General features: G+C 37.1%; 19 protein-coding genes and 1 other annotated feature. Of the genes, 11 read left to right on the top strand and 8 right to left on the bottom strand.

Annotation, left to right across the window (positions count from 1 at the left end; genetic code table 11):
* Positions 1 to 101: 101 nt before the first annotated feature.
* Together mnmM and mnmL are read right to left on the bottom strand one after the other, a co-directional pair.
* Complete coding sequence (gene mnmM, locus BAU23_RS00725) at positions 102 to 674, bottom strand: tRNA 5-(aminomethyl)-2-thiouridylate-methyltransferase MnmM (protein ID WP_000764482.1); 573 nt, start codon at positions 672 to 674, stop codon at positions 102 to 104.
* Positions 671 to 1630, bottom strand: coding sequence for a tRNA modification radical SAM protein MnmL/YtqA (gene mnmL / locus BAU23_RS00720; RefSeq protein ID WP_000868033.1), 960 nt, complete (start codon positions 1628 to 1630; stop codon positions 671 to 673). The genes mnmM and mnmL overlap by 4 nt, the downstream gene beginning before the upstream one ends.
* A 261-nt stretch (positions 1631 to 1891) precedes the next feature.
* Between mnmL and BAU23_RS00715 the strand changes: the two genes are divergently transcribed.
* From BAU23_RS00715 to leuS, 10 genes are all read left to right on the top strand, one after another.
* On the top strand, positions 1892 to 2155 hold the full coding sequence (locus BAU23_RS00715; protein ID WP_000840865.1) for a YtzC family protein: 264 nt from the start codon (positions 1892 to 1894) through the stop codon (positions 2153 to 2155).
* A 15-nt stretch (positions 2156 to 2170) separates the two neighbouring features.
* A complete protein-coding gene (locus BAU23_RS00710; protein WP_001129345.1) occupies positions 2171 to 2320 on the top strand; it encodes a hypothetical protein in 150 nt (49 codons plus the stop codon).
* A 198-nt stretch (positions 2321 to 2518) separates the two neighbouring features.
* Positions 2519 to 3541: a DUF418 domain-containing protein gene (locus tag BAU23_RS00705; protein WP_071733358.1), complete on the top strand. Its 1023-nt coding sequence runs from the start codon at positions 2519 to 2521 to the stop codon at positions 3539 to 3541.
* Positions 3542 to 3827: 286 nt separating this feature from the next.
* Positions 3828 to 4589 (top strand): ABC transporter ATP-binding protein, encoded by a 762-nt coding sequence (locus BAU23_RS00700; RefSeq protein ID WP_000165842.1) that lies wholly within the window; start codon positions 3828 to 3830, stop codon positions 4587 to 4589.
* Between the two features lie 17 nt (positions 4590 to 4606).
* Positions 4607 to 6466 (top strand): FtsX-like permease family protein, encoded by a 1860-nt coding sequence (locus BAU23_RS00695; protein WP_000897782.1) that lies wholly within the window; start codon positions 4607 to 4609, stop codon positions 6464 to 6466.
* Positions 6467 to 6806: 340 nt separating this feature from the next.
* On the top strand, positions 6807 to 7373 hold the full coding sequence (locus BAU23_RS00690) for a tyrosine-type recombinase/integrase (protein ID WP_071733356.1): 567 nt from the start codon (positions 6807 to 6809) through the stop codon (positions 7371 to 7373).
* A 41-nt stretch (positions 7374 to 7414) separates the two neighbouring features.
* The gene (locus tag BAU23_RS00685; protein WP_001026047.1) at positions 7415 to 7912 is read left to right on the top strand and encodes a cation:proton antiporter regulatory subunit; all 498 of its coding nucleotides are present in this window, start codon (positions 7415 to 7417) and stop codon (positions 7910 to 7912) included.
* A gap of 3 nt (positions 7913 to 7915) precedes the next feature.
* Entirely contained in the window at positions 7916 to 9139 is a 1224-nt protein-coding gene (locus tag BAU23_RS00680) for a cation:proton antiporter (protein WP_071733354.1), read from the top strand.
* Positions 9140 to 9325: 186 nt separating this feature from the next.
* On the top strand, positions 9326 to 10519 hold the full coding sequence (locus tag BAU23_RS00675; RefSeq protein WP_001137540.1) for an MDR family MFS transporter: 1194 nt from the start codon (positions 9326 to 9328) through the stop codon (positions 10517 to 10519).
* A gap of 188 nt (positions 10520 to 10707) precedes the next feature.
* Positions 10708 to 10926, top strand: a binding site (T-box leader).
* 65 nt (positions 10927 to 10991) lie between these two features.
* Positions 10992 to 13400, top strand: coding sequence for a leucine--tRNA ligase (gene leuS, locus BAU23_RS00670; protein WP_016130370.1), 2409 nt, complete (start codon positions 10992 to 10994; stop codon positions 13398 to 13400).
* Positions 13401 to 13427: 27 nt separating this feature from the next.
* On the opposite strand, the gene BAU23_RS00665 is transcribed toward leuS, so the two are convergent.
* Positions 13428 to 13856 carry a GNAT family N-acetyltransferase gene (locus BAU23_RS00665; protein WP_016130369.1) on the bottom strand — a complete coding sequence of 143 codons (429 nt, stop codon included), beginning with the start codon at positions 13854 to 13856 and terminating at the stop codon, positions 13428 to 13430.
* 149 nt (positions 13857 to 14005) lie between these two features.
* Between BAU23_RS00665 and BAU23_RS00660 the strand changes: the two genes are divergently transcribed.
* Positions 14006 to 15016 carry a VrrB protein gene (locus tag BAU23_RS00660; RefSeq protein WP_071733352.1) on the top strand — a complete coding sequence of 337 codons (1011 nt, stop codon included), beginning with the start codon at positions 14006 to 14008 and terminating at the stop codon, positions 15014 to 15016.
* 44 nt (positions 15017 to 15060) lie between these two features.
* On the opposite strand, the gene BAU23_RS00655 is transcribed toward BAU23_RS00660, so the two are convergent.
* From BAU23_RS00655 to BAU23_RS00635, 5 genes are all read right to left on the bottom strand, one after another.
* Positions 15061 to 15483, bottom strand: coding sequence for a pyrophosphohydrolase domain-containing protein (locus BAU23_RS00655; RefSeq protein ID WP_000180548.1), 423 nt, complete (start codon positions 15481 to 15483; stop codon positions 15061 to 15063).
* Between the two features lie 97 nt (positions 15484 to 15580).
* On the bottom strand, positions 15581 to 15766 hold the full coding sequence (locus BAU23_RS00650) for a hypothetical protein (protein WP_000038778.1): 186 nt from the start codon (positions 15764 to 15766) through the stop codon (positions 15581 to 15583).
* Positions 15767 to 15858: 92 nt separating this feature from the next.
* Entirely contained in the window at positions 15859 to 16938 is a 1080-nt protein-coding gene (locus BAU23_RS00645; RefSeq protein ID WP_000411383.1) for a Ger(x)C family spore germination protein, read from the bottom strand.
* The gene (locus BAU23_RS00640; RefSeq protein WP_000034803.1) at positions 16914 to 18008 is read right to left on the bottom strand and encodes a spore germination protein; all 1095 of its coding nucleotides are present in this window, start codon (positions 18006 to 18008) and stop codon (positions 16914 to 16916) included. Before BAU23_RS00640 ends, BAU23_RS00645 begins: the two co-directional genes overlap by 25 nt.
* A 16-nt stretch (positions 18009 to 18024) precedes the next feature.
* Positions 18025 to 19586 (bottom strand): spore germination protein (locus tag BAU23_RS00635; protein ID WP_131802501.1); only part of this gene is annotated, 1562 nt, incomplete at its 5' end.

The following is a 19586-nucleotide window of genomic DNA, read 5'->3' as shown; positions in this document are numbered from 1 at the left end:
CTTCAAATATTGTATACATCCATTATATAGGAGAATAAGAAAAAGACGTGCAATGAGCGCACGTCTTTTTTTGATATGTTTTGTCGAATCGTTGATATATTTTATCGCTTCTCAATCGCCACAATAAATGGCGGGTTATTTTGCTGGTTAATGAAGCCGTATCGCAAAACGTGAGCTTGTTTTTGATCTAGTTCTTCTGTAAATTTGAGAACAGCGTCGCGTTCTACTTGTCCTTCTGGATGACCGTGATAAATAACAAGGACGATGATTCCTTCAGGTGCCATTACTTCTAGTAATTGTTCAATTGCCGAGAGTGTTGAGTTCGGTTTTGTAACGATATGTTTGTCACCACCAGGAAGGTAACCTAAGTTGAAGATAGCGCCTGTTACTTTTCCTTTTGCATCTTCTGGTAGTACGGATAGAAGCGTATCGTGACTATCGTGAACTAAAACAGTACGTTCAAAAAGCTCTTTTTCTTTTAGACGGATAGTAGAGCTTTCAATTGCTTCTTTTTGAATATCAAATCCAAATACTTTTCCGTTATCTCCAACGATTTCAGCTAGGAAGCAAGTGTCATGTCCATTGCCGAGGGTTGCATCTATAGCGTAATCGCCTTCTTTAACAGCCGTTTGCAAGAGTGTGCGAGCAAACGGTAATACACGTTCTAATTTCATTTTTGTTTCTCCTCATTTGCATATTTTCCTTGCCAGCTTCCGCGGCGTACAAATTCTGCATCGATGGAATTTAATACTTCCCATTTATTTAAGCTCCACATTGGACCGATCATTAAATCAGGTGGACCGTCACCTGTGATGCGGTGCACAATTACGTCTTCTGGAATGATTTCAAGTTGGTCAACAACGAGACTGACGTAATCCTCAAGAGAAAGGAATTCTAGTTGTCCTTTTTCGTATTGCTTCACCATTGGTGTTCCTTTTAATAAATGAAGTAAATGAATTTTAATTCCTTGTACGTCAAGCTTGGCTACTTCACGAGCTGTTTCCATCATCATGTCATAATCTTCAAGGGGAAGACCGTTAATAATGTGGGAGCAAACTCTAATGCCATGCTTACGTAATTTATTTACGCCTTCCACGTAAGATGGATAGTCATGAGCGCGATTAATAAGGTTTGCAGTACGTTCATGAACAGTTTGTAGTCCGAGTTCAACCCAAAGGTATGTGCGTTTATTTAAGTCCGCTAAATATTCAACGACATCGTCTGGTAAACAATCCGGACGAGTGGCAATAGAAAGACCGACAACGTCTTTTTCTGCTAGAAGCGGTTCGAATTTTTCTTTTAATACTTCAAGTGGCGCATGTGTATTTGTGTATGCCTGGAAATAAGCGATACATTTTCCGTCTTTCCACTTTGAGCGCATTTTTTCTTTCATTTCATGATATTGCGTTATAACATCATCGCGGCGATCGCCAGCGAAGTCACCAGATCCAGCAGCACTACAAAACGTGCAGCCACCGTAAGCAACTGTACCGTCACGGTTCGGGCAATCAAAGCCAGCATCTAATGAAACTTTAAAGATTTTTTCACCAAATTCATTTCGTAAGTGATAATTCCATGTATGATAACGTTTATTGTCGTTTGTATATGGAAAAGGGTTTTGAACCTTCATTACTTTCCCTCCTAAGACGAGTCAAAATAAAGTTCAACTAATACTCAGTGGGGAGTGTCTATCCCCACTGAGTATTAGTTGAACCAATCGGGTATTTACGTGTAGCCCGACTCCTGTTTATCTTCTTCGTTCCAGCCGAATTTTGAGGTTGGGTCTTACTGCCCACAAATAGCGAGATGAAACAAAATCCATTATAACATACTCATAAGGTTGAGATGGAAGGGACACACTAAAGGGGAATTGAAGCAAGGAGGGACAATTATGGCAGAGCGTCAATCACTTGAATCGTATATTACACAAGCGGAACAAGCGGTGGAATATGCGAAAGAACAATTAGACCTTGGCATGAGACAAGAGCATTACAATACGATGGAGTATTCGGATGCGCAGTTACAATTAGAACAAGCATATAACGATTTACAAACGATGCAACAACATGCGAATGATGAGCAACGCGAACAGTTAAATAGAGCACGTATGGCAATTCGCCAACTGCAACATCAAATGATTATTACACCGCACTAATAAGGAGTGAATGTAATGGCGAAACGTTCAGATCAAAATAATCCAGAGCAAAAAACACAAAATGGACATAACGCTGAATTTTCGAATGAGCTAGATCCGGTTGTTCAAGTGAAACAGCGTAATAGTAAAAAGGGACAACCGCAAAGATCAAAGCAATCAGAGTAAACCAGGTCGCAATATGACCTGGTTTTATTTTGCATCGAAAATGGCTGAGTAGTGCGGGATGAACAACTCACATACCGATTAAAGTTTTATTTTACTATATGACAATAATGTAAGATTTCTGTAAGGTTTGTCGATAGTTACGAGAGGCCTTTTCCAGTAGAGTAAGGGAGGATTTAATTTTGGACAAGGAGTTGCTTTATGGGGAACAATATTACAAACAAACGAATTGATGAGTTAGATTACATTCGTGGCTTCGCATTACTGGGGATTATTTTAGTAAATATTCTTGCACTACTGAATATTAAAGTTCCAGATCCTAATACAGTGGATGCAAGTTATCAAAGGTTTCTATACTTATTTGTAGAAGGGCGTTTCTTCTCAATCTTTTCATTCTTATTTGGAGTAGGATTCTATATCTTCATTACAAGAGCGATTGCGAAAGGGAAGAATGGATATGTTCTATTTCTACGCCGCTTAGTTGCACTATTTATTTTTGGTTTGATTCATCAAATGTTTCAGCCTGGGGAAGCACTAGCGTTATACGCAATTTGTGGATTAGTAACTTTACCATTTTATAAAGTGAAGAAGCAAATAAATTTGGTAGTAGGTCTTATTCTTACGATAGCTTTTAGTATTATGGCAGCTAAGGAATTATTACCATTAGGTTTAATTTTATTAGGTCTTGCTGCAGGACAGTACAAAGTATTTGAAAACCTTTCAGCGAAAATAAAGCAAGTCGCTATTTTTACAGGCGTTATGTTTGTTTTAAGTGTGATAGCTTTATGGTATCAATATGGGCATGTTCCTGCTGAACCATTTGTAAATATGATAATTATGAATGAGGATGGAACAATGGATGCTGCAGGTCAATTTTTAAAAATTGGAGTGACAGTTGGACCAATTATTTCAGCTTTCTATGTCGGAGCATTAATTTTGCTACTTCAATTAAAACCAGTTCAAACATTGTTAGCACCACTGAAATATTACGGTCGTATGGCTTTAACAAATTATATCGGACAAACTGTAATGATTTTAATTGCGGGCAGTGTATTTAACTTTGCAGGAAACTTAACGTACATGCAGACGCTATATGTGTGTATCACAATTTATGCAATTCAAATTATTTTCAGTGTGATTTGGATGAAAATCTTTAAAATGGGTCCATTAGAATGGATTTGGCGTGTTATTACGTATTGGACGGTAACACCTTTAAAGAAATAAAGATAGAAATGGGCTGTTCCATAAACGGAACAACCCATTTTTTATTGTCACCTTTTGTCGGTAAGTTGATATTCCTTATCACATAGCTGATAAAAGTGAAATTATCGCCGATAAAATTTCATTTATCAATGAAGGAAGTGAATGTATTTAAAATGAAAAAGCTTACCTTACAAGCGCACCTTTTTTATATTACAAAAGTGTAAGGTAATTGTAATGTTAACAAATAGCAGTTCCTCTCCAAAAGGCGCAAAATAGGTAATGGAAAAACAAGCGTAGGAGGATATATATGACGAAACCAGTTGTAGACGTGAAAAACGTTCAAAAAGTGTACGGTAAAAAAGGTGAGAACCAATCACATGCGTTAAAAGGTGTTTCATTCTCAATTCAAGAGGGTGAGTTTGTCGGAATTATGGGACCATCAGGTTCTGGTAAAACGACATTGTTAAATGTAATTTCAACGCTTGATAAAGCAACGGGCGGCGTTGTTGAAATTGCGGGTACGGACATTACGAAAATGAAGCAAGGTGAGCTTTCTGATTTCCGTTCGCAAAAGTTAGGATTCATCTTCCAAGACTTTAACTTATTAGAGAATTTATCTATTTATGAGAACATTGCACTTCCACTTTCCCTTCAAGGTGTTCCATCACGTAATATTGGACCGAAAGTAGAGAAAGTAGCGGATATGTTAGGGATTACAGAAATTCTTCAAAAGTATCCATCTGAAGTATCTGGTGGACAGAAGCAGCGTTCAGCAGCAGCACGCGCTTTAGTGCATGAACCGGCAATTATTTTAGGGGACGAGCCAACAGGAGCTCTTGATTCTAAAAATGCAGCGAGTTTACTTGATGCGATGACAAACTTAAATGAAGAACAAGGCGTATCTATTATGATGGTTACGCACGATCCATATAGTGCAAGTTACTGTCAGCGTATTTTATTCATTCAAGATGGTGAGCTATATAAAGAAATTCATCGCGGTGGTACGCGTGAAGAGTTTTATAAAGAAATTTTAGATGTACTTGCAGATTTAGGTACACAAAAAGCGTAAGAAGGGAGGTCTAGGCTATGTTATTTAAACTTTCCATGTCAGGGCTAAAAAGTAAGCTGAAAGATTATATCGTCTTACTTGTTGGTCTTGTCATGTCGATTTCAATTTTTTATATGTTCCAAACGTTAGCGCTGAATAAAGCGTTTATCGAATCTAATTCGGTTATTCAATCAATTGGATTCGTATTCCAAGCAGGTTCATTTTTACTAGCCATTATAACGTTCTTCTATATTTTATATGCGAACTCTTTCTTATTATCTCTTCGTCAAAAAGAGTTTGGTATGTATATGATGTTAGGAGCAAAAAAACATAAAGTTACATTGCTTATGTTTATTGAAACGATTGTATTAGGTGCTGCTTCTCTTGCGATTGGTATTACAGTTGGTGTAGGACTTGCAGAAGGTATCGGACAGTTATTAATGAAACAATTAGAATTTGCTGGTGAAGGTTATAAAGCATTTTATCTACCATCTATGACTGTTACTTGCATCTTCTTCTTTGCACTATTTGTATTATCGGCAATTATGAATAGTATTAAGTTATCACGTATTTCTGTACTGCAACTTGTACATGCAGATGCACAAACAGAGCGTGTTGCAGTAAAAGGTAAAATGACAGGTGTCGTTGCAATCCTTGCTGTTATTTTATTAGGAATTGGCTATGCATCAATGATTTACATGGAAAAACTAAGAGAAATGGGAATCCTTATTGCATTAATTACAACAACAACTGGTACTTACATGCTATTTGGATCATTTCTCCCAGTTATCATTAGAAAGTTAAAGAGTAATAAAAAGCGTAGTGAAAAAGGACTTAATGCCTTTACGTTTGCACAATTAAACTTCCGTATTAATAGCTTAACGAAAGTACTTGCAACGGTAGCGATGTTAGTTGCTCTTGGAGCGGGTGCAATTTCAGGTGGTATGGCGTTTAAAAATAACGTGATAAAAATGGTTGATGGTTTAGTAATATATGATTCAGTTATTCATAACCCAACAACAGAAGAAAAGAAAATTTTAGATGGTATTACATTTAAAGAGAAAAATGAATATCGTTACAAAGTTGATAATAAATACGTTTATTATGTAAAAGAAGATTTAGAGAAAAATCCTCCTTTCGTACAAGATACAAAACAGATGGAAAGTATGAAGGATTTAGGAAAAACAAAGAAAGTTTCAGAGGAACTGCCAGTAGGTGCAGTTTCTAGAGAAATGAATGAAAAAGATGCGAGCGCTAAAGAACTTCCAGAAGAATGGAACGAGGCTTTCAGAACAATTCAGCCATTTTATCTATATGAAGACCATGCAATTAAAATTGTAGATCAGAAAATGTACGATAATGTAAATGGTAAAGAAGGAATCGTAGTTACTGGAAAAACAGACGATTTTGTAGCATACACAAAAGAATGGAAAAAACTTGACGAGTTGCAGCTAGTTAAATATAAAAATGTAAAAGCTGAAAGATTAGATAGTAAATATCAATCTTACAATGGGTTCTACGGCGTTGCGAGTGGAACAGTATTTATGGGATTCTTCCTTGGAATTGCGTTTTTAGCAATGATGGCAAGTTGTTTAATGTTTAAAATTCTTTCTGGTGCATCAAAAGATATTACGCGTTATCAAATGCTTCGTAAAATCGGTGTGCGCCGTGAGTTATTAACGAAATCAATTTATAAAGAATTATTCCTAGTATTCTTATTCCCGGCAATTGTGGGTATCGCTCACGTATTAGTTGGTATGAATATTTTCGGATTTATTTTAATGGATCCGTACTTCCGTATTTGGGTACCAATTGTAATTTTTGTAGTTATTTATGCGATTTATTACTTCATTACAGTTCAATTGTATAAAGGAATTGTTCTTCCGAAAGAAGATTAATAAAAACCGAGCGAAACTGCTCGGTTTTTATTATTTTCAGAAAAAACACTTTAATGTTACTGAAATATATAATATAATGTAAATAAGTAACATGATATGAAAGTATCAGCAACCGAAAAATGAAAGGAGGAATCCGATCTGTAGAAAGAAGCTGAACTTGTACTCCCCCTATTTTTTCTACCCACACCGTATTTGTACAATCATAAATTTCCAAATGAAAAATTGTCGTAAGAGTATATTGTGAAAATAATGGATAATACATGGAAATCTCATAGCATGATAAGGTAAAATGGACAGGATAATGAGAAAATTACCGTTCATAAGATGAGGAGATACATGTATGGAAGTTGTAGAGGCATTAAAAGATATAAGCCAAATTGAGGCTATGAAAAGTTATTTAAAAGAGCACTCGCAGCGAGATTATCTTTTATTTGTTATTGGAATTAACACTGGATTAAAGATTACTGAGCTACTTAGTATGAAATTTGAAGAGGTATTAAATGAAGATAAGACTGTTAAAGAGTTTTATTCTCTTCCTGTGAAAGATGAAAAATTTAAACAAGATATTTATTTAAATACAAAAGTAAAAGAAGCCCTTTTAGATTACGTACAATCTATTGATGCTCAAAGAGAAAACTACGTATTTCAATCTAATAAAACGACAAATTCAATCTCGCGCCAACAAGCGTATCGTGTTATCCATAGCGCAGCTGAAGCGGTTGGGATTGTTGGAAAGATTGGAACGAATTCAATGCGAAAAACATTTGGATTTCATGCGTACAAAAGAGGAATAGCGATTGCGCTATTGCAAAAGCATTTTCATCACGCAACTCCATCAGAGACGCTCAAGTATTTAGGAATCTCAAAAGATGAGAAGTTTAAAACAGAGATTGATGTAGATTTGTAAAAGGAAAGAGCCGTAACTAAAAAATTTTAGGAGGCGGGAATATGAATATTAGAGAAAGTGAACTACCTGGAATTGGATGTAAATTTGAAGTTATAACAAAGGGTAATGAAAAAATGGTTATTGTTATTCATGATGATGGAAGAAGGGAAATGTATCATTTTGATGCTGATCATGATGAGAGTATTTCAAGCATTTCTCTTCGTGATTCTGAAGCGAGACAAATTGCGGCCATATTAGGCGGAATGGTATATAGACCACAAGCTTTAGACACAATTGAGATGGCTTTTGAAGGGTTATCAATTGAATGGTTTAAAGTAGAAAATAACGCACCAGTGGTACAAAAAACAATTGGTAGCTTACATGTCAGAAAAACATATAACGTAACGATTATTGCTATTTTGAAAAAGAATATGAAGAAGTTCTTCAATCCAGGTCCAGACTCTATTATTGAAGCTGGCGATATGCTCGTATTATCGGGTGAAAGGCATGAAGTGAAAAGAATTATTAATGAATTGCTTTCAGCAGGAGGTGATTCATAATCGATGGATACTTTAATCTTTGAAGTTGGAACTGCGTTAGTATTAGTAGCTTTTGCAGCTATCCTCGCTGCAAAGTTAAAGTTTTCGATTATTCCGTTTCTCATTATACTCGGTATGTTAGTGGGGCCTCATGCCCCAGATTTAGGGCTTATCGATTTAAGGTTTATTGAAAGCGGAGAAGTTATTTCCTTCCTCGGCCGTGTTGGCGTCATATTCCTCCTATTCTACTTAGGCTTAGAATTCTCAATAAAAAAATTAATTAAATCAGGAAAGTCGATTGCTTTCGGGGGGACTGTCCACATATCGCTTAATTTTATATTAGGTTTGCTTTATGGATATATTATGGGCTTCCCCTTATTAGAAACATTAATTATTGCAGGAATTATTACAATTTCATCAAGTGCAATTGTAGCGAAAGTAATTGTTGATTTAAGGAGATCTGGTAATAAAGAGACAGAACTCATTTTAGGGATCATTATGTTTGATGATATCTTTTTAGCTGTATATTTATCAGTCGTTTCAGGGTTAGTACTCGGAGGTGCAACGTCATTTATAGGTGCTCTTACATCGGTGTTAATCGCAGTAGGGTATATGCTCCTATTCTTTATAATCGCTAGAAAAGCTACCCCGTTTCTAAATAAAATATTAGATATTTCGTCAAATGAAATTTTTATTATCGTAATATTCGCTATTTTATTTTTCGTAGCAGGATTTTCAGAAACGATTCATGTTGCGGAGGCGATTGGGGCGTTATTATTGGGACTCGTCTTTTCTGAAACAGAGCATAGTGACCGGATCGAGCATCTCGTCGTCCCGTTTTGTGATTTCTTTGGAGCTATATTCTTTTTCAGCTTCGGTTTAAGTATAGATCCATTTTCGCTTGGAGGAGCAGTGTGGTTGGCATTAGGAGCAGTTTTCATTACTCTTATCGGTAATTTTACAGCTGGAATGATTGCAGGACGTAAAGCCGGGTTATCGCATAAGGCTTCTACGAATATTGGTTTAACACTTGTATCACGCGGAGAGTTCTCCATTATTGTCGCGAATATTGGCATCGCTGGTGGCTTAATGGCAACGATTAAACCGTTCTCTGCTTTGTATGTTTTAATATTGGCATCTTTAGGACCTTTATTAACGAAGGAGTCTGGGAGAATATATTCCTTACTAGATAAAATGTTTAAATGGAGTGCTAAAGAAAGTGCAAAACGTAAAAAAGAAGTTGGGTAATTATACAAGGGAACGATTTCATTATATATAGATTAAAATGACACAAAGGCGATTAGAAATTTTTCTAATCGCCTTTATGCCATTATCTGAATTTCATCAACTATTAATCAGTTGCCTTCCTATTTAAAAACGACTACAATTTTACTGTTATAGATGAACGAAAAAAATAGAATAGGAGGGGAGACTATGCCAAGGAAAGTATGGCTATTAGTAGCTGGGATGATTATTAATGTCACGGGTGCTTCTTTTTTATGGCCTTTTAATACAATTTATTTGCATGATCACCTAGGAAAATCTTTATCAGTGGCTGGAATGGTATTAATGATCAACTCGCTTACTGGTGTAATCGGGAACTTGCTCGGCGGTGTTTTATTTGATAAATGGGGCGGTTATAAATCAATTTTAGTAGGGATTGTCATTACACTCGTATCGATTTTAGGTCTTGTGTTTTTCCATGGTTGGCCGTTATATGTTGTGTGGCTAGCATTAATTGGCTTTGGTTCTGGAATGGTCTTTCCATCGATGTATGCGATGGTTGGTACGGTTTGGCCAGAGGGCGGAAGACGAGCATTTAATGCGATGTATGTTGGACAAAACGTTGGGATTGCGATCGGAACAGCATGCGGTGGTTTAGTTGCGTCTTATCGTTTTGATTATATTTTCTTAGCGAACTTTATTTTATACTTTGTTTTCTTCCTAATTGCTTTTATTGGATTCCGAGGTATGGAAGACAAAAAAGAGCAAGGAGTACAAAAAGAAATCGAAACGAAAAAAGGGTGGTCACTTACACCTGGATTCAAAGCACTTCTTATCGTATGTGTAGCATATGCTTTATGCTGGGTTACATATGTACAGTGGCAAGGGGCAATTGCAACGTATATGCAAGAGTTAAATATTAGTCTTCGTCACTACAGCTTATTATGGACGATAAACGGGGCGATGATTGTTTGTGCCCAGCCGCTTGTTAGTATGCTAATTCGCTGGATGAAGCGTTCTTTAAAACAACAAATTATGATTGGAATTATCATTTTTGCGGCGTCATTCATTGTGTTAAGTCAAGCGCAGCAGTTTACGATGTTCCTCGTTGCGATGGTGACATTAACAATTGGTGAGTTATTCGTATGGCCAGCTGTTCCAACCATTGCAAATATACTTGCGCCGAAAGATAAATTAGGCTTTTATCAAGGTGTTGTAAATAGCGCAGCGACTGTAGGGAAAATGTTCGGACCGGTCGTTGGCGGAGCGATTGTTGATATATACAATATGGAAGTATTGTTTATAGCGATCATGGTAATGCTTGTAGTAGCGATTATAGCAACGAGTATTTATGATAAACGAGTAAAAGTAGAAGAAACAGTTGAAGAAAAAATTGCAGTTTAGTTTGACGGAACATGTAACATGTTTTAGAATATATTTAAATAAAACAACCTTTGGAACAAGGGAGATAGCTCGGCTGTCCTAAGACGAATTCGTTAGTTATTAAGAGTAACGATTAACCGAGAAGCCTTAGCTTCAAGTAAGCTCTTTAGAGATACGAAGTAGTGGGTAGTTCACATTAACTTATATTTGTAATAACAGTGAGAAGGAGTAGTAGTAATAGAAGCTGGTTTAGAGAGTTGACGGTCGGTGCAAGTCAATCCACGTTTCGTTATGAACTCGCCTTTGAGTTGCAGTTGTGAAATCATTAGTAGCAATTGCCGTTAATCCACGTTACGGATCTAAGCGAATGTATATATTACATTAATTTAGGGTGGTACCGCGGGAATCTATAACCTCTCGTCCCTTTCTAGGGATGAGAGGTTTTTTGTATTTTGGGCGGTGAAAATAAATAGAATTTCAAGGAGGGTATCTCATGAGCTTTAATCATCAAGAAATTGAGAAGAAGTGGCAAGGGCATTGGGAAGAGAATAAAACATTCCGTACGCCAGATGAGACAGAAAAACCAAAATTTTATGCACTAGATATGTTCCCATATCCATCAGGTGCAGGCTTACACGTAGGTCATCCAGAAGGTTATACAGCGACAGATATTTTATCTCGTATGAAGCGTATGCAAGGATATAATGTTCTTCATCCAATGGGATGGGATGCATTCGGTCTTCCAGCAGAGCAATATGCACTTGATACTGGGAACAGCCCGGCTGAATTTACAGAACTTAATATTAATACGTTCCGTAATCAAATTAAAGCATTAGGCTTCTCTTACGATTGGGATCGTGAAGTAAATACAACAGATCCAAACTACTACAAGTGGACACAATGGATCTTCCTAAAACTATTTGAAAAAGGTTTAGCTTACGTTGATGAAGTACCTGTAAACTGGTGCCCAGCACTTGGTACGGTACTTGCAAACGAAGAAATCATTGACGGTAAGAGTGAGCGCGGTGGACATCCAGTTGAGCGTCGTCCGATGAGACAGTGGATGTTAAAAATTACAGCTTATGGAGATCGTCTATTAGAAGATCTAGATGAGCTTGATTGGCCAGAAAGCTTAAAAGACATGCAACGTAACTGGATTGGTCGTTCTGAAGGTGCAGAAGTACACTTCAACATCGACGGTACAGACGAGAAATTCACAGTTTTCACAACGCGTCCTGATACATTATTTGGTGCAACATACTGTGTACTTGCTCCGGAACATGCGCTTGTTGCAGAAATTACAACAGCGGAACAAAAAGAAGCGGTAGAAGCTTACATTAACTCTGTTAAAATGAAGAGTGATTTAGAGCGTACAGAACTTGCGAAAGAGAAAACTGGTGTATTCACTGGTGCTTACGCAGTTAACCCAGTAAACGGTGAGAAATTACCAATCTGGATCGCTGATTATGTTCTTGCAACTTACGGAACAGGTGCTGTAATGGCAGTTCCAGCTCACGATGAGCGTGACTATGAATTCGCATCAGTATTCAATCTTCCAATGAAGGAAGTTGTAAAAGGCGGAGATATTACGAAAGAAGTGTACACAGGTGATGGTGCACACGTAAACTCAGCATTCCTTGATGGTTTAAATAAAGAAGAAGCAATCGCAAAAATGATCGAGTGGCTTGAGGTAACAAGCGCAGGAAATCAAAAAGTAACGTACCGTCTACGTGACTGGTTATTTAGCCGTCAACGTTACTGGGGTGAGCCGATTCCAGTAATCCATTGGGAAGATGGCACAATGACAGCTGTGAAAGAAGAAGAATTACCATTAGTTCTTCCGAAGACAGAAAACATCCGTCCTTCAGGTACAGGTGAATCACCACTAGCTAACATTGAAGAGTGGGTAAATGTTGTTGATCCTGAAACTGGTAAAAAAGGTCGTCGTGAAACGAACACAATGCCACAATGGGCTGGTAGCTGCTGGTACTACCTACGCTACATCGATCCAAACAACAGCGAAGCACTTGTAGACCCTGAAAAAGTAAAACAATGGCTTCCAGTTGATATTTATATCGGAGGAGCAGAGCATGCTGTTCTTCACTTACTATATGCTCGTTTCTGGCATAAAGTATTATATGATATCGGTGTAGTTCCAACGAAAGAACCGTTCCAACAATTATTCAACCAAGGTATGATCTTAGGTGAAAACAACGAGAAAATGAGTAAATCAAAAGGTAACGTTGTAAACCCGGATGATATCGTAGCAAGCCATGGTGCAGATACACTTCGTCTATACGAAATGTTCATGGGACCATTAGATGCTTCAATTGCTTGGTCTGAAAATGGTCTTGACGGAGCTCGTCGCTTCCTAGATCGCGTATGGCGCCTATTCATTCAAGAGAACGGTGAATTAAGTGAGAAAATTACTGATGCACCAAACAAAAATCTTGAAAAAGCTTACCACCAAACAGTGAAGAAAGTAACAGAAGACTATGCAGAGCTTCGCTTCAACACAGCGATTTCTCAAATGATGGTATTCATCAACGATGCATACAAAGCTGAAACACTTCCGAAAGAATATGTAGAAGGTTTCGTAAAAATGATTGCACCAGTTGCACCTCACATCGGGGAAGAGCTATGGAGCAAACTTGGATACAGTGAAACAATCACATATGCAAGCTGGCCAACATTTGATGAGTCTAAACTTGTAGAAGATGAAGTTGAAATCGTTGTTCAAATTATGGGCAAAGTTCGCGCAAAACTAACAATGAGTAAAGACGCATCAAAAGAAGAAATGGAACAACTTGCACTTGAGGAAATCAAAGAACAAATTGAAGGAAAAACAGTTCGTAAAGTAATTGTTGTTCCTGGAAAACTTGTTAACGTTGTTGCAAACTAATTCATTCTAAATAAAAGCTCAGAGTATTTATACTCTGAGCTTTTTTGTGTAGAAAATAATCTCAGGATCACCTTCATCTAAATTTTCAACTATTCCACTACGTACAAATCCATTCGCATTAAAAACGGTTTGCATACTTTCATTCGATTCATTCGTTGAAGAAAAGATTTTTTGAGTAGGAGAATGAGTTAACATATATGAGATTAATGAGCTTGCATAGCCTTGCCTTCTTTTTGCTGGCGAAACGATGATTAATGAGAGGAAAGTACAACCAAAGAAATTTGTATCGTACGTTAGAAAACCAGAGATAGAATTGTCTTCTTTTACAATGATGCATCTGCCCTCATCAATAGTGTGCTTAATATAATCTCGTCTACTATCATCTCCGAGCACATCAATATCTAAATGTACGATTGAATCTAAATCATCAATATAAGCCTTTGTTACATTTTTCAATAGAAATCCCCCTAGAAAAAATATTCAGTTAATTAATTTTATCATGAACAAAGAAAAAGGAGCGGAATTCCAATACAGACAAACACCTATTCTTCTATAGGAAATATGATAAAAAAGGTAGGTTAAATTGAGAAGAAGAGGTGAAAGGAATGAAAGGGATGGATAATAATGCACCACATGGCTTCTTCGGAGGTGAATCGGATAGTTATGGACAAATGATGTTCATGGGAGGAGATGGTCAACACGGATATGGCGGAATCCCAAGTTGGATGGGAGGAGCAGCTGGAGGATTTCCGACGTCAGTGGCGGGTGTACAAACAGGATTTCCAACATCAGTAGCTGGAGCGCAAACAGGATTTCCGGCACTAGTAGGAGGTGCACAAGGAGGAGTTCCTATAGGTATGCCAACTACATTCCCATCTTTCGTTGGCGGTGTACAAACAGGATTTCCTGTACCTGGCGTTGGTGTTGTAGCAGGTGGGGTCGGCGGATTCCCTCAAGGTGTTCATGGTCATCATGTGCATCATGAGCATCACGGCCATCACGGTCAGCATGTACATCATGAGCATCACGGCCATCATCAGCATCATGGCCATCATCAACACCAAGGCCACCATGGTCATCATCAACAACAAGTACATCATCATGGTCATCATCAAATTCATCCACAGGCTGTCCTTTATCAAACACACCAAGGTCATCATCAGCACCACGGCCATCATCAGCACCACGGTCACCATCAGCACCACGGTCATCATCAACAACACGGCCACCATCAGCAACAAGTACATCACCAAGGCCACCACCAAATTCATCCGCAAGCTGTTCTTTTCCAAACACACCAAGGTCAACACCATCACCAAGGCCAACATCATCACCAAGGCCAACACCATCACCAAGGCCAACACCATCACCAAGGCCAACACCATCACCAAGGTCAACAACATCACCAAGGCCAACACCATCACCAAGGCCAACACCACCATCAAGGTCAACAACATCATCAAGGTCAACAGCATCATCAAGGTCAACAACAATACCAACAGTATCAGCAACAACAACAACAGCCTTGGGCAGGTGGAATTGGAGCAGGGACGGCAGCAGGAGCAGCGGCTGGTACTGCAGGAGCAGCAGGACACGCGGGACACGTGGGTCATTAATAGGCCAAAGGAAAAAAGACATAATAAAAAACTGCTAGGAGATCCTAGCAGTTTTTTTCTGCCTCTTGACGTTGGCGTTCGATTTCAGCACGAAGTTGTGGTTCCGGTGCTTGCCATCCTTCAGGTTTCATAATTTTGCCGTCGCCCTCGCGGAATCGAGGCTTTCCATCAGGGAATAGTTTTGCCATGTTAGCATTGTTTACAATTTCGAATCCTTTATCTGGACGTACGCCCATTTCTGCAAACGTTCCGAATGCAAAGTAAATAAGGTCAATAAGTGCATCATATTGATCTTCAACAGTTGTTGCTTCTAGAAATTCTTCTAGCTCTTCTTGCATAAAGCTAGCACGAATTTTTGCACGCTCTTCTGTTAGTTTTGTTGGAGTATTTGTCACAGGATGTCCGAACTCTTCATGCATTTTTGCAACAAGTTCGTATCCTTTATCTAAACCTTTTTCGTTTGTCATGTTGTTTCATCCTTTCTTACGCTATGCCGAAGTTTATTGTAACATAAGGTGGTTATTTAATAAAAAAACATCTTATGAGAAATAAGATGTTTGCTCGTCATTCTTCTTTCTTAATTAAAATAGATAAAATAAGATCAATACCAAACATTCCGATGAGTAGCATTGGTATAACGACAAGTAAATAACGTGTGAAAGAAACATTTTTTAAGTATGTATGAGCAAATAAAAAGACGCCGAGAAATAAAATACCATTTAAAATAGGTTTTACTAATTTTTTAGACATAAGCTCCCCCGTAAATATCCCTTTTCTCTATTTAAAAATAAAAACTTCCCTCTCCGTTGTACCATGCCAGAGAGGGGAGTTCAATCGTTAACTTATTCAATTACACCAGAATTTGTAATATTTACGGTATATTTTACGTTAACAGGGACATCTTTGTACATTTTTTTCCACTCTTCTAATTTAAATGGACGATAATGTTGCTTATATTTAGCTCCTAGTCCGAGAGGATCGACGCCTAAAGATTTGAACTGTTTAATTAATTTGGCAGCTTGTATATCTAATTGTTTTTGGATGGCTTTTTCAATTTTTTTTGTGTTCTTAACATTTTCTAAGTTAATTGGTTTCGATAGTTCTTGGATACGGGCATCAAGCTTAACGTGAATGGAAAAAGAAGGTTTTCCATTTTTTATTTTTATATCGTAAGTTGGAACGGAACGAATATTATTAATCATTACGTATGCGGAATCCGTTTTAAATTCATGTGAATCTAATCTGTGTTTCTCTAATAGTCCTTTAAATATGAACATATCTTTTTCTGTAATTTTACCGATATATTTATCCTTTTTAAAAAGACCAATTCCAGTAATTTTTATTTTATCCTCATGTTTCTTTAAAATCGGAATATAGTAGTCTTGTCCTTCTCGATAATAACGGAATGCTCCTATATGCAGGTTATCCTGTGGTAAAGGACCTGTTTCCATGTTATGTTCTAGCAATTTCTTCATATAAATTGCAACGTTGGATGCAGTCGTATATTTTCCTTTTAAAAGATCAGTACCATTCCCCTCTAATAAAGCAACATATAAAGCGTTCCCTATATTCACATCTCGAATTAATGTGTCAAATGAAGTAGACATTCCTTTTTTGGCAAGTCTGATAGTATAGAGAGCGACACGCATTTGTCCGCTAGCGAATGGTTGAGAAGACTCCAAAGATGTGTCTGCTTTTACTTGTTTTACGGCATTTGCGCTGCCTTCAAAAACTTGAACTTTATTTCCTTTTTGTTGAATGGGACAAACGAAAGTCACTTTTACTTTATTATCTTTTGCTAAATCAAATACGGTTCCTTGAATAAGTTGTACATCATCGATAATATTTTTTTGTAAACATCCAGTTAGACTGAAGATTGTCATACAAGAAAGAAGTATTAATTTGCTTTTGATTTTTTCCATTTTCTTTTCACCCACACAATAATAAATAGGATAGGAATGTATACATAAATGAGCCAAAAACTAACTTTTGATGCGTTGCTAATAAAATTATTAATATCCTGTCTGTTTGTTAAAAGTTGTGAAACAATGAGGGTAATAAGGATAAAAGCGATTAGAATTCCTCTTTGTTTTACGCGAAATATTTCGTGAGTTCCTCTCGTTGCCGCCCATAAAGGAAGGATAAAACTTGTGACAATAACGAGTGCATAAGCTGAAATTGCAATATATTCTAGCCTTTCTATGAATGGTAATTGAATGACTTGGGTCATAGAAAGTTGAGACCATATCGTTTTTAATAATTGTTTTTCACTAAAAAAGGAAAAGGCTAAAAGGGTACTAAATAAATATAGAAGATTTGAAAATAGTGCCCCATATTGAGCGAATTTATGAGATTGTTTAGGGTTTTTCACAAATGGATAAACCATGAGGTAAACCTCAAAACCGGTCATACTGTAGATTGACAGTTGAGCGGCTTTTAAAATATCTGAAAAAGAATGTGTGAATATAGGGAGTAAATTAGGCCAGTGAGAGTATTTCAAAACGAATAGGCTAAGAAATAAATATCCCAATGTACCACCAACTGAGATGACACAAATGCCGGTAATTACACGAAATCCAGAAGAGATAATGTAATAGCTAACTAAGCATAAAAATAGTGTTAACATCCAAGTGGAAGCGGTAGGGAACATCCATACTTGAATAATCTCAACATATGTTCGAATGACGGAAATACTGACGATTAAAAAATAAGCCGAAAAGATGATATTAATGCCGTTTCCTAGCCATTTTCCAAATGTTTGCCGATGTAAATCAATTAAATTCCCGTTTGTTTCTTTTAATAAAAAATACATCATCCATATAAGAATATGGATACAGATTCCTGTGATTAAAACTCCCATCCAGCCGTCGTATCCAGCCGCCTTTGCAATGATTCGAGCGAATCCGAGAACACCAGCACCAAATTGTGCACCGTGAATTAAAAAGAAAACGAAGACGGGTGATATTTGGTGTTCTGCTTTAATTTTACTCATCGATGCACCTCATTTCTTAATCATCAAAATCTGACGTATGTTTCGTAGAAATTCCATTAGTAGCTTTCTTTACGTGTTGCGGTCTTGCTTGAACATCTCGAGTATCAATCATTGTTAATGGAAAACGAATCCAAGAATCTTTAAAGGATTGTTGTCTCGTTGGATAAAAGAGAGCGTACGGCTTACGTAAAGAAGTAAGTCTAAACAAATGGGTAAATAAAAAGATAAATCCAAGAGATATACCGAAGAGCCCGCCTATTTCTGCAAATGCGAGAAATGGGAAACGAAGTAAACGAACGGCATTACCCATTTTATAAATGGGCGTAATAAAGGAAGCTAACGCTGATAAGGCAACGATAATTAATAAAATATTACTCGTTAAACCAGCTTGTACAGATGCTTGTCCGATTACGATACCGCCTACAATACCGAGTGTTTGACCAACCTTCATTGGTAATCTCGCACCAGCTTCTCTTAATAAATCAATGGCAAGTTCCAAGAAGAGTGCTTCAATTAAAGGTGGAAATGGCACTTGCGCCCTTGATAAAATTAACGTTTCCAATAAATCACTAGGAACTAATTCATAGTGATAGTTTAAAGTCGCAACATATAATGGTGTCGCGCAAATTGAAAATAAAACAGCGATTAGCCGTAAAATTCTTGAGAATGTAGCGTATAACCAAGAAACGTTATAGTCTTCTGGTGAAATGAAAAAATCGAAATATGATACAGGAGTTAAGAGGACACTTGGTGAACCATCAACAAAAATAGCGATTTTGCCATCAATAAGTGCCTTTGTAACTCTGTCAGTACGCTCAGTATTTATATAGAGCGGGAAAATGGACTTTTCGCCCATTAATTCTTGTATATATGCACTATCGTTAATTTGATCATATTCAAGAGACCGTAATGATTCCTCTAGAAAATCTACATTATCTTTTTCAGCGAGGTTGTCTAAATACATAATGATAACTTTTGTTTTTGAAAATTCACCGATGATCATCTCTTTTGTTTGTAAATCTAAAACTGGAAGACGTTTTCGAACTAAATTAATATTTGTATCAATATCCTCTACGAAACCTTCTTGAGGACCGATAACAGTCGATTCATTTAAAGGCGGAGTTGGTGCACGATAATTATCAATTGCAATGTTTGCAAGCATGCACTTTTGATCTTTTTGGTTCAATTGAATAATCGCATGTCCCTTCAAAACCATATCCTCAATTTTTTGTAAATCGTTTGTAATCGTAATACCACTCATCGGAATATGTTCTTTTAGTTCTTCTAATGAAGCACAAGGTTGTTCTAACAGAGTAGGCATTAAATATTTCTGTAATTTCTCTCCATCAAGTGAAGGACGATAGTAAGAAATCCAATAAGGCATCGTTTCATCATCAGATGTATGATAATTAATAAAATCACTAGACTTTTTAAGCTTCTCTATTAAATCTTGTAGAGAATGAATACGGTCTTTTTCTGGCTTCGAAAAATCATAAATACTATTACTTCCAGATTTTTGCTGTTTCGTTTGAGAAGAATCATCCTGTTTAGAATCTTGCTGTTTCGTTTGAGAAGAAT

The sequence above is a fragment of the Bacillus nitratireducens genome (assembly GCF_001884135.1).
GTDB lineage: Bacteria > Bacillota > Bacilli > Bacillales > Bacillaceae_G > Bacillus_A > Bacillus_A nitratireducens.
The sequence above is the reverse complement of the archived record's forward strand: the minus strand, read 5'-3'. Positions and strand labels throughout refer to the sequence as shown.